This window comes from Bacillus cereus group sp. BceL062 (assembly GCF_051780025.1).
Taxonomy (GTDB): Bacteria; Bacillota; Bacilli; order Bacillales; family Bacillaceae_G; genus Bacillus_A; species Bacillus_A toyonensis.
Genome location: NZ_JBPWGY010000006.1, coordinates 338,669 through 351,104 on the forward strand (window position 1 = coordinate 338,669; position 12,436 = coordinate 351,104).

Sequence of the window (12,436 nt, forward strand, 5' to 3'; positions counted from 1 at the left end):
AAATGAGTAAAAATAAGAAAATTTTAAAGATGACAATTCCTACCATAATCGAAATGAGTTCAACTAACTTTATGGGGGTAATAAACCTTATAATTATTGGTCATTTAGGCTATGAAGCCATTGCTGCAGTAGGCATTACAAATGTAATTATATTAAATTTGTTTGCTCTATTCAGTGGTATTGGTTTTGCTGTAAATTTCTTAGTATCTCAATCTTATGGAGCTAGAGAATATAAAAAATGTAGTATATATACTTATACTGGAATCTATTCTGTTATTGCCCTGCTTCCATTCTTTATACTATTTGCATTCTTTGCGCCTAAATGGATCTTTGAAGTGATGGGAGTTTCATCTAGTATTGCAATGATAGGGATAGGGTATTTAGGATTAAGAATAATCGCATTTTCTATAAATATGTTTCGTGTAGTATTAAATGGATTTTTTAGAGGTATTGGAAATACAAAAACTCCAATGTATTTTTCTATGCTGGGTAACACTTTAAATGTTTTAATCGCATTGTTACTAGTAAATGGTTATTTATATTTCCCTAAATTAGGTGTGCTAGGGGCAGGTTGGGCATTCATTGTTTCAGAAATTGTTCAGGTTACTTGTTTACTAGTTTGTTATTTAAAAGAAAATAATTGGTATGCTACAAAGAAATTAATAAGTTTTAAAGAGACGAAATTCAAATTAGTAAATTTCGAAGGTTTAAAAATCGGTCTAGAAGAACTTGGAATGAGTGGGGCGATGCTTCTCTTTACTGTGTTCATTTCTAGAGTTGGTGATATAGAATTGGCTGCCACGGAGATTGTGTTGAATGTAATATCACTTGCATACTTACCTGGTATAGGATTTGGAGTAACAGCAACTATATTAATAGGTCAACAGATTGGAAAAGGAAGTCCATTGATTGCAAAAAAAATCGGTATTGATGTTGTAAAAATAGGGTCATATTTTATAGTTCCTTTTACAATTATTTATTTTTTAGGTGCGGAATATATCGCAAAATTATTTACTACAGAAGAAATGGTACTGTCCTTAACTGTTGAGATATTACGGTTTGCTTCATTGTTTGTAATTTTTGACGGACTTCAGTTAATTTTGGCTGGGGGACTAAGAGGAATTGGAGATAATTATTATACAATGAAAGTCGCGTTGATTTTAGGGTGGTTCGTGTTTATACCATTATCTTTTATATTTACCTTTGTATTAGATTTTGGGATTTACGGTCCTTGGGTTGGATTTTATATTTACATTGCGGGACTATTTGTTGCTTTTGGTTATAGGTATTTGAAGCTAGATTGGTCTAGTATAGCAATAAAAGATGCTGCTGCAAGTGGTTAATGATATTAGTATATTACTTAAGATAACTTTTGATTAACCGTTTTAAAATAGTGAAAGTAATAATGTATGTAACGTTATTTCCTTAATACGTTATCAAGAAGAAGCGTTATATCGCCCGGATTAGGGAATGAGCTTTAAGATTTACTAATTAATGAACTGTATGTAAATTGTAAGGAATTATAGACAATTTACATGCAGTTTTTTTGAAGTACATACTAATTCAATCTTGTTATCAGTTAACACTTGGTAGTTATTAAGTGGTTTAAGTCGGAGGAAGGCACTTTAGGGTGTCTTTTCTTTAAAAAATATATAATGTTTTATAAAGTTAAATGGAACAATTGCAATAGGGGTCTTACCATTAGAAATTATCAAATAGAAAACAAAATATCAAGTGCCTTTTTATCCAGTTATTCATGGGAAGGAAAAGAGAGGAAACAAATTATTTAGGAAATGGAACTTGAAGATTATGAACAAAAATATGTAAATCAAGTAATGAAAGAGTTAATTCAAGAAGAAAAAATATAATGGTTTTGAATTAGATAAGAGAATTCTTTTACTAATTGAAATGAATGAAGAAGGAGATGATGGATTCGATGAAAACGATGCTGAATAAATGTGGTAAAAAAGTAGGTGAATAGATTAGGTGATATTTCTAAATGAGCACGAAGAATTTCTGTAATATCTCTTTTTTACTAGTGCTTGAACACTACCTGTTGTAAACTGCTTCATAGAGAAGAGCTTTTTTCTATGAAGTGTTGTTTGGTAACTCTATTCTATCCGAAAAAATCTTCTTTTGTATGTATTCATTTACACAAAAAATTTTATGCCATCAAATATAAATTATTATATATTAATATCTATCTATACACATAGATGTATGGTAATATTTGTTTTGTTAGTTGTTATTTCCTGTATCTAATTAAAGTATTGTAAACGAGGTGTATATATGGAATTGGACAATGGTAGTGTTGAGAGAAATATAAAATCAAAAAAACTAAGCTTATTTACTGTAATTGCGAATATTGCGATGTTAATAGTTTTAGTATTTATGTCATTAACAATAGACTTATTAAAGAATTCACACGGACTAATTCACACTGGTGAATCTCCTATTTCGTTACTTAAGTTTTTGTTCTTTATTTTTGTAATTATTGGTTCATTTCTGCACTTTAAACAAGGAAATTGGTCTTCCATAATAATGATCTTACTATTTACCTTTTTCTATTTCGGGTTTAAAAGTGATATGCAAGATTTATCTTTTGTATTAAATCTTAACCCTAACGGAGATACAGAGGTTCTTATAGCTCAGAACAAATTATCTGCGTTTAAAAATATCGCATTATTTCCTTTAACTGGAGCAATATCATATTTGGTTATAACTATTCTTAGAGTATTAAAGAAAATTTAGGAAATAATAATTAATTCTTTACCAGCCACCGTTATATAAAAAGGGGTGTTTATAAACTAAGTTTTAACTCTCATGCCCCTTCATGTATTACTACTTACACTCGACATATGGAAAAATTGTAGTAAAGTTTTTGAGAAAAATAAAGTAAAGGTGTAGCAGTGACAGGTCTTATCGAAAAATCGATACGATCTGATTTTATTTAGGCGGATTATCTCGAATCTTATCATAAGTAAATGAATTTTTAAAATAAATACCTGAGCCTTATTTCAATGAAGCGGTACGATGTTATGTGGGATACGACACAGAAAAATAGAAGTTCGGAAGAGTGTATGTAATAATGCGTATTAAATCGAACAGTTATTATGATATTCTCTCATAGAGTTGATACAAAATTTTTCAGATTGGAAAACTAAACCTTATCCACACAATTGTAGGAGACGCCTTATGGCGTCTTTTTTACTCCCAAGCATTCATACATTTGAGGGCTTATCAATTGAAAGGTAGAACTGTTTGGAATTCCTTAAACTATGAACAAAGCAGGGTACTCCTAAACCAATTAATAGAGCGCCAGCAACCGCTGGAATTGGTACAGGAATTTGGATACCGTCTACAAATAAGAAGTATTTACCATCTACTAATTATCTTACTGAGGTATTAGAGAGGATTTAACTTTATAGAAATTGCTTTAAAAATAAAAATGCAAAGTCTATTCTATGACTTCGCATTTTTGTTTATTCGAACTTTCTGTGAGTTAGTTTTCATAACCATTTTTAAACGTGGATAACATTTAGGGGGTACTTCAAAACTTTAGCTTGATGACGATCTGACGATATCCTATATAGTCAAATATCAGAACTTCATATCTTAGTATTCTATGTGTAACATCGTGAAAGACGTTTTTATTTCATGTTTTATGATTTTATGAATATGTCCAAAAGTAAATAATTAATAATCACCGTATATTAAATTGAGTAACTTAAGAAGCCTAGAAAGATTTAATTTCTACGCTTCTTCTAATTGATCACAAATTTATTATCGTTTTAGATTTGCTATATAAGATTTTACAGCTTGTAATAAGAATTCTTCTTGTCCAATACCAGCATCCGCAGCCATTTGAACTACTTTTTGTTTAAATTCATGATCGGCATGAAAAGTTAATGGCTCGACATTACTTTTAAAGTAAATCCCTTCTACATGTGGAAGGATTGTACCGGATATCATATGAGAATGTAAATATTTAATCTCTTCTTGAAATTGCAATGGCTCTACTTGTAATACGAAAGGTTTAATTTCTAATTTGATAGTATCTGATGTAATAGTCAATCGTATATTTGTGACACCAAGTTCTTTATAAAATAAGTTAATTAGATTATAAGTAATGGAATTAAATAATTGAGGCTTTTTAAATGAAAAAGATAAATACCCACGTTTTGTAATTACCGCTTGTTTCTGAAGAGGTTCAAAGGAATAATCATGTTCCTTATAAGTGGATAGTGCAAAAATTTCTTCATCCTCTGTAAGAATCTTTCCATCTGCTCCATTAATCTCTATTACCCTAGCTGTTTTTCCGGTATGTAGATGTCTTAATAATTGATATAGATATATATATATATCTTCACCTTGAATCTTAGTGATGAATGTTTTTCGCTCCTTTGTTTTAGCTTTTTCATAATCAAGCATAAAAATCTCTAGCTCTTCTTCATCGATAAGATATACTTGCTTTCCTCGTTTTTCTACCATTGTTGCAGGTAATTTTCCGGATTTGATGTATGTAAAGATAGTAGATGGTGCTACATTAAGAATTTCAGCCGCTTCTTTTGTGCTAAGGCCTTTAACTTCTTCTTTATTTTTTAAGCGTTCAATATCCTCCAAATAGAAAATCTTACTACCAAATTGTTTCCAGTTATTTTTATATACACATTCTATTAATCCATCTTTTTCTTTCTTTAATATTGTCTGTACGGTTACTCCTAATAAGTCTGCTGCCTCTTTTGTCGTTACAGTAGGCTTTGTAATAAATAATAAATCTTGTGTCATGAAAGGATACCTCCTTAACTATTGTTAACTAATCTATAACCTATATATATATCATATCAGAATTTTATTTGTAATTAAAACTAGAAATAAATTTTGTGAAAAGTTAAATATTAAAATGTGAATTATAGATAGTTAAGATTATATTTAACTTTTTATTATGTTCTTATAAAAAGTTAATAACAGGTTCGTTTTAAAAATACTATTATATATAACGAACGATTATATATTTACTAATAAATTATAAAAAAATATATAAATAGGTAAATAGAGAAGAATGATGCATTCTTACAGAAAGTCTATTAATTATCATTTGTATAATTCATAGAAGTGAAATAAAATGATAAGTATAGTTAATAAAGAGAATTATATTCATAATCTTCAATAGGAGAGGTTAATTTGAAATATGGATAATAAAAGTGGAAGAGAGAATTTATCTATTATAAATAATAAAAATAAATATATAGATACATATTTAGAGAATATAAGAGATATCATTCCATATCTGCATAACAATCATTATGTAGATAAAGTGGAAGAGAAGATGGAGGTTGCAGAAAAAGAGGGAAAGAGTAAATATACGTATTTAAGTGACCTGGAAGTTATTTATCATTTCGTACATTTACAAAAAGATATGGATGAGAAGAAGAATAGAAAAAAGGATACGAAAAAGAGTTATATATCTGAAATCTTGTCATTTTGTCAGTGCATGGTGCAGCATGCAGAAGAGTTCGAATTAGATGGAGAAGAGGTACAGGAAAAAGATTCTTTATTAAAAACATTACAACCTTGGCATATTCGTAAGTACAATTCTTGGTTGAAGCAGGTAGAGAATGGTAGGAATGGTGATACATATGCAGTGGCAACACTTGCAAAGAAAACAGTGCTCATTCGTTCTTTTCTAAAACATCTTCATGTATTTTCTTATATTGAAAGGCCTCTTCATGAAGAACTGCAGCGCGCAAATGTAAATGAACAGGATCGGCCAAATCGGGATCTTTCCTATGATGAGGTTATGAAAATTTTAGGGTTTTATAAAGAAAGAGGACATTTAGTAAACTATACAATTTTACTAGCCTTGGCAAGTACTGGTGCAAGAATTCAAGAATTGTGCACCGCGAGAGTGAAAGATTTACATTATGATGGAAAGTACTGGTTAAAAGTCACTGGAAAAGGGAATAAAGTGCGTGAACTTTTCATTTCGGAATATTTATACCAGTGTATTTGTGAAATGAGGCGGAGAAGAGGATGCCAAACGGTATTGGAAAAAGGGGATGAGAGTCCATTATTTATAAATCAAAGAGGAAATACTTATAACTCTAAAACACTATCGAATCAAGTAACAGATATGATAAAAAAGACAAACTTAGAGTTTCTACTGTATCGTGAAAATCCTGTAACGGCGCATACATTCCGTCATGCTTTTGCAATTATGGCAGTAGAACAAGGTAATGCAGATTTATATCATTTAATGCAAACACTTGGTCATGAAAATATTCAAACGACTAAAATATATTTAGAAAAGCATATGAAGCGTAAAAATAATGTTGGATCTACTTTCGCTGATATGTTGGTTTGAATTATATATAGTTTATAAGGTTATTTAATTATGTATTTTTTATATAATTAAATAATATATATGTTCGTTTATTCATTGTAAAGATATAATAATATATGGGAAGTCTTTATTTGCGACTACAGATGTGTCGCAAAATTTTCGCAAATCAGAAGATGGATATTACAAGACACATGGGATGAATAAATAGGAACGTTACTATTGAGAAGAGGATTGTTAAGGCTTGGACAAGTTTTTTCTTATATACGTTATCATATTGAATCAAAATGATTATGAGAACTAACATTTCCTATGTAGACTTAGACGATAGTAGGAAATTTAATCACGTACTCTATCCTAATTTTAATCATCAGGATATTAAAATTAGGATACTGAGTTACCTATATTTGTATAAAATACTGTATGAAAAACATGTAAAAGTCATTGTAACAATTGAGGATATGAAACCTAATCTATTGAAATCGAAGTTTGTTTTTAAAATAATGTGAAATGATAAAATCTAAAATTATATATTTGATATGGACATAGACTTGATCTCTAGCTTGTCCTTGTCTTTCGCTTGAATATATTACTAAGTCATATATAATATGCTTATAGACTTGAAAGTGAGAGTGGAGAATGGCATACAGCAAGGCGCAAAATGAAGCCACAAAAAACTATAAAAAACGTAATCCACAACAAGCGAAATACCTCAATTATAAAACTATGGCTAGAAGTTTCATCAAGAATCTAGCCACACAAGAAGATTTGGATATGCTAAAAGAATTAATGGCAGAAAAAGAGGAGAATGACCGTGTTAGAAAATAAATTAGGTATCAAAAATCAGTTGGAATTGAATCGAGTGGAAGAACGACTATCAAAAATGAAAGCCAAAGATTTATATGATTCAGGAGAAATAAACCACATAGAAGTTGGCACATTTAAGGGGCTTTCTGACATTCATAATTATCTATTTGAGGATATTTATTTCTTTGCTGGAAAGGTTCGAAAGGTTAACATAGCGAAGGGGAACTTTCGATTTGCTCCTGTTATGTATCTAAGCCATTCACTAGAACATATAAATACTATGCCACAAACAACCTTTGATGAAATCGTTGAAAAGTATGTTGAAATGAATATTGCCCACCCTTTTAGAGAAGGGAACGGTAGAGCGACTAGAATATGGTTAGATTTAATCTTTAAGAATGAAATTCAACAGGTGGTTGACTGGAATAGGATTGATAAAGAAGATTATTTACTGGCAATGGAACGCAGCCCGATTAAAGATATTGAAATTAAGCATTTACTACAAAATGCACTAGTAGATAAAATAAATAGCCGTGAAGTATTTATGAAAGGCATTGATATTAGTTACTATTATGAGGGATATACTGAATATGATATAGAGGATTTATAAATAAAAAAGGGCTGAAATAGCCCTTTTTATTTGCATTTTGAAGAGGATTTTTCATATAAAAACAGCATAAATTCTACTATGAATCCTCATTGTTATTTGGAACATATCCTTTATGTTAAGATTTATAATAGAAGTTCATCTTTTCTGATAGTTAAATTACAGGCACATGAAGGAAGGCAAACAAATCAGGACAGGAAAGGAAAGGAGGAGATGACAGTGACACAACAAGAGGAAAAGAAAACGCTGAGTGGAATGAAAATAAAGAAAGTGCGTAACATCTTACTTAAAATCATAGGAGCAATCGTTCTAGCCATTGTACTTTTTTTAGGTATTGTTTATATCGCAAATGTGATGAGTAGTTATTCGGAGCAAAAACGAATAGTGCCCTACGGACAGCACGTATCTGTAGACGGGAAAAACATGAATGTGTTAATTCAAGGCGAGGGCGAGGAAACGATCGTGCTCCTGCCTGGTTATGGAACAGCTACTCCAGGGCTTGATTTTAAGCTTCTTATCGATGAATTATCTCCATTTTACAAAGTTGTTGCGGTAGAGCCTTTCGGTTATGGATTAAGTGATGAAACTGTAAAAGAGCGAACCACGGAGAATATGGTAAGTGAAGTTCATGAAGCTCTACAGCAGCTTAATATTAACAGATACATGCTCATGGGCCACTCCATTACAGGCATTTATGGAATTGATTATGTGAACAAATATCCAAACGAGGTGACTGCATTTGTCGGAATCGATAGTAGTGTTGCAACACAACCGGGTATGGATATCAATTTCCCATTAAAAACGTTTGCATTTCTCAAAAAATCAGGTCTCTTAAGATTGACTATGAAAATCAGTGCTGACCCCTATGCTGGACTGGCATTTGATGAAAAAACCGTAGAGCAAATGAAAATGATTTCGAATAAAAACATGTATAATGACACAACTTTGAATGAGATGGACCATATTTCGTCTAATTTTAAAGGGGCTCAAGGTTTAACCTTCCCTAAATATCTTCCACTTCTTCTCTTTGTACAAGCGAATAATGAAGGTGTAGCAGGATGGATATCTCTGCATGAAGGGCAGATCAAAGACTCGGTACATGGAAAAGTAGTAACCATGGATGGATCACATTATTTACACCATACCAAATTCAAAGAAATCGCTGAAAACGTTAGACTATTTATGAAAGAAATAAAGTAAGTGTTCAGAGAAAGGTTCATCCGTTATTTTATGCATTTGTCTACATTCTGCAAGACAATCATTTCGATGGTCTTTTTTATGTCCAAACAGTTGTATATTTCCAAACCAAGATTATACTTTCGCCTGAAAGACATTGGGTTTCATTTTCATATTAACTAACGAGGCAGATGTGCGGCCGAGCCTAGGTCGTATCATATAACGGGAGGGATTCCCGTCGAGTAAGAACTAGCGATTCGCTCGTAGCGAGTCTTGGAGGGCTAAAGGTAACGTTAGTCTTTAAGCGTAGACAGTTAGGTGGCGGGCCGAAAGCCAAATGGTTGAAGGGATTGAGCTCCATAACGTTAGTAAATCAAGAGGGCTGATGTTTTACCTGCAGCAGAAAGCTACATTTTATCCTTCGTTTAAGGCAAGATGGATAAAACCTCTCTGGATTCAGAGACCTTGGCACGTTACATATTGATATGATACGGTAACTCGGGAGACCCTATCGGTCTTTTCTTGTTAGGAGAGTATGGTGTACAAACGAAAAAAGTAAGGAAACCGAATGCCGTTGTAGTGAGTCGGATACCAGCGTAGTACCCATGAAGTTGGGTAATGGGGTATGCCTTCCATCATAGAAGGATGCACTTCAGTCAAGGGTAATTCTAAGTAAATAAAATTCTTCGTCAAACACCTATTTTAATTTTTGAATTTTCATAAAAATACTTTTATATACAATAGGGGGGTATAGTAATGTGGGAGTTAAGGAGGTGAGGCAATGTCGATGATTTCAGAAAATCTTAATAAAATTGTTGAAATCGATTAATGCTGCTCATAAGACGATGCAAGAAAAAGCCACCATTCAGATAAAGTAAAGAATAACTTAACGATTAGTTCAGAAGATAATAAGTCATATATTGAAAGGTATGAAAAATTATGAGTTTAGAAGCTTTAAATGAACAAGTAAAAAGGGATGTTTCTTATCTTGCATTTGGGGGAGGGGACTGGATATGTCCAACCCACCATCCTGAAGGGCATGCTACGATACAATGATTATAGGAGGCGGCCAGTGTGGCTTAGGTGTGGCCTTTGGGCTATTGCGTGAAAGAATATCTAATATCTTTATCATCGACGAAATCGTTGAAGGATATGAAGGACCATGGGTAACTTACGCTCGTATGATGACATTGCGTACACCTAAACATTTGATATCCATTGATCTTGGAGTGCCTTCTCTGACTTTTCTCTCCTGGTGGGAAGCGCAATTTGGACCAAAAAGTTGGGAGGACCTCGATATGATCCCGCGGAACGATTGGATGAACTATCTACGTTGGTATCGAAAGGTTCTTAATTTACCTGTTGTTAATGAGGTAAAGATGAAACTTATTGAGCCTGCAGGGGAAGACGTTTATCGACTGCATATTGAAGGTGCAGGAGCATCTTCTAATACATTACTGGCCCGCAAGGTTATCTTAGCCACCGGTATTCAAGGCGGAGGGGAATGGCACGTACCATCTATGATTTCTGAAATATTACATCCTTCTTCAATTAACAATTACATGACAGTCGTCTTGCAAAAAAACCTGATCGGGGCTTTTTTTATAAGCAGGAATTTTCTAAACATCATGGAATACTGTCACTAGTAGGTGTCGTGACGTTATGACGGACGAGATTGTATATTATTCTGCTAGTGAAGTATACAAGTGACTAGGAATAAGTGATATCTTGTAAAATAATGATAAAATATAAGCCTAATATGTTAATGGGGTGTATAAATTGAGTAATAAACATGAATCAATTATGGTCATAGATGTAAGCAACATTTATAATGCAAAAGAATTACATTTACTTCTTAAAGAGAAGCTCGAGTTTCCTGATTTTTACGGGGAAAATTGGGATGCCTTTTGGGATTGTATTACGGGATTTGTGTTTCCTTTGCCAAACAAAATGATTTTTGACGGATGGTCAAAGTTAGAAAAAAGGTTACCGAGAGATACAAAAATAATGAAAGAGTGTCTTCTTGATTATAATAAAGAGGATAGAAAAGACCCTGAATGGATAAGCGAATTCTTATTTAATTAAATAACAGGAAATATTTGTGATGTGACTAGTAATCTTAATATAGAATAAGAGGCTCTAAATGGGGCTTTTTTCTTTGCAGGAATTTCGGGATGAGATTGCTGCTGTGAAAGAGAAGAACCCGTGGTGGAAGTTTTGGTGAGAACAAGAAGGTTCCCTTGTGAGAGTAGGGTGCTTCCTTATCCTTGCTATCGATAATGATGCGTTATGTTAAACACACTGAAAAAAGTATATTTTAAGTAAAACATTAGGAGGGATGTACTTATGTCTAATGAAGTTTTGCCTTTCACTGTAAGAATAGCTACTTCAGAAGATTTTTGGGATATATCAAATATAAACAAGCAAGTTCAACAGTTACATATAGAGGGAAGACCAGATATTTATTCTGATACTTCAGCTTCTTTGGATCACAATGCATACGAAGAATGGCTTATTGATACAACCATAGAGATATTTGTAGTAGAGGACAATAATAAAGAGATTCTTGCTTACATAATCTTAGATATTAAAGAGCCATCCGAAAATCCAAAGTTAGTTGAGAGAAAAGTACTCTTTATCCGCAATATTGGTGTAAGCGAAATATGTCAAGGAACTGGAATCGGAAAAATATTAGTACAAAAAGCATTTGAGTATGCTAAAGAAATACAAGCAACAAGCGTAGAATTAAATGTTTTAGAATTTAACAAGAAGGCTATACGATTCTACGAAAAACTTGGGTTTAAAACACAGAGTAAGCAAATGGAATTTGTATTACCTGATGCTTAAAACTACTTCTCCTTATACTACTTGTAGCTTTAATATGCTGGTTTATTTGCAAGGGCAAAGAAAAAATCGATACATAGAATTTTTACCAGCTTTGATTGATATTGCGACCCTATGCAAATTGTGTTTAAATCATTAGAAATGGAGCATCCTGATGGGTGCTTTTTTCTTTTGGAATAGAAATCCGCGTGTTAACTATATTTTATATATAATTAATAATTACGGTGCATGAAATTTTATAGAGCGGACAGCTATGAGTTTACATGTAATAAAAATAGGGAAGAATAGCATGTTAGAGTATTAATTAAAAGGGGGGGGATGAACGCATTTTTTAAAGAGTGTAAACGGTCCTTAAACGTGTTAGTAGCTACCAATACATATTTAGATAGCTTATTGCAAACTAAAACGTATCTGCAGCTCCTAATACTAATCTTATTTTGTATCGCTATTATTCTTTTGGCACAAGATTACACGAACCTTCATAATAAGTCCCATTACTTCAATTACAACCTCTTTAATATTGTCTGAAAGCTCATTTGGGGGTACAGCCGCATGCCCATCAACTTAATAAAAACAAATACCCCCAAGATGAAAATTCCGTTTATTTTTGACAGAAAACGGCTTATTTTTTCGTTTTGGGAAGTATCCGTTTCTTAAGTTGA

General features: G+C 32.4%; 9 protein-coding genes and 1 pseudogene. 9 read left to right on the forward strand and 1 reads right to left on the reverse strand.

Annotated features, from left to right (window positions below; all coding sequences use genetic code 11):
- The first annotated feature begins 2 nt into the window (after positions 1-2).
- Both ACS2MN_RS16805 and ACS2MN_RS16810 read left to right on the forward strand, forming a co-directional pair.
- Positions 3-1,343 (forward strand): MATE family efflux transporter, encoded by a 1,341-nt coding sequence (locus ACS2MN_RS16805; RefSeq protein WP_098805422.1) that lies wholly within the window; start codon positions 3-5, stop codon positions 1,341-1,343.
- Between the two features lie 946 nt (positions 1,344-2,289).
- Positions 2,290-2,751, forward strand: coding sequence for a hypothetical protein (locus ACS2MN_RS16810; protein ID WP_000418041.1), 462 nt, complete (start codon positions 2,290-2,292; stop codon positions 2,749-2,751).
- Between the two features lie 1,032 nt (positions 2,752-3,783).
- Here the strand turns inward: ACS2MN_RS16810 and ACS2MN_RS16815 are convergent.
- On the reverse strand, positions 3,784-4,788 hold the full coding sequence (locus ACS2MN_RS16815) for a helix-turn-helix domain-containing protein (RefSeq protein WP_438894726.1): 1,005 nt from the start codon (positions 4,786-4,788) through the stop codon (positions 3,784-3,786).
- A 403-nt stretch (positions 4,789-5,191) separates the two neighbouring features.
- Here ACS2MN_RS16815 and ACS2MN_RS16820 point away from each other — a divergent pair, with 403 nt between their 5' ends.
- From ACS2MN_RS16820 to ACS2MN_RS16850, 7 genes and pseudogenes are all read left to right on the forward strand, one after another.
- Positions 5,192-6,364, forward strand: a complete 1,173-nt coding sequence (locus ACS2MN_RS16820; RefSeq protein WP_346994698.1) for a tyrosine-type recombinase/integrase — start codon at positions 5,192-5,194, stop codon at positions 6,362-6,364.
- 615 nt (positions 6,365-6,979) lie between these two features.
- Entirely contained in the window at positions 6,980-7,168 is a 189-nt protein-coding gene (locus tag ACS2MN_RS16825; protein ID WP_000331760.1) for a hypothetical protein, read from the forward strand.
- Positions 7,149-7,757, forward strand: a complete 609-nt coding sequence (fic, locus tag ACS2MN_RS16830) for a protein adenylyltransferase Fic (protein WP_033666950.1) — start codon at positions 7,149-7,151, stop codon at positions 7,755-7,757. The genes ACS2MN_RS16825 and fic overlap by 20 nt, the downstream gene beginning before the upstream one ends.
- Positions 7,758-7,973: 216 nt before the next feature.
- Positions 7,974-8,954 (forward strand): alpha/beta hydrolase, encoded by a 981-nt coding sequence (locus ACS2MN_RS16835; RefSeq protein WP_097859918.1) that lies wholly within the window; start codon positions 7,974-7,976, stop codon positions 8,952-8,954.
- A gap of 915 nt (positions 8,955-9,869) precedes the next feature.
- Positions 9,870-10,468 (forward strand): annotated as a pseudogene (locus ACS2MN_RS16840) (FAD/NAD(P)-binding protein); the annotation flags it as partial.
- Positions 10,469-10,709: 241 nt separating this feature from the next.
- Positions 10,710-11,015 carry a barstar family protein gene (locus tag ACS2MN_RS16845; protein ID WP_098184133.1) on the forward strand — a complete coding sequence of 102 codons (306 nt, stop codon included), beginning with the start codon at positions 10,710-10,712 and terminating at the stop codon, positions 11,013-11,015.
- Positions 11,016-11,276: 261 nt separating this feature from the next.
- Entirely contained in the window at positions 11,277-11,777 is a 501-nt protein-coding gene (locus ACS2MN_RS16850) for a GNAT family N-acetyltransferase (RefSeq protein ID WP_098184132.1), read from the forward strand.
- The last annotated feature ends 659 nt before the right edge of the window (positions 11,778-12,436 follow it).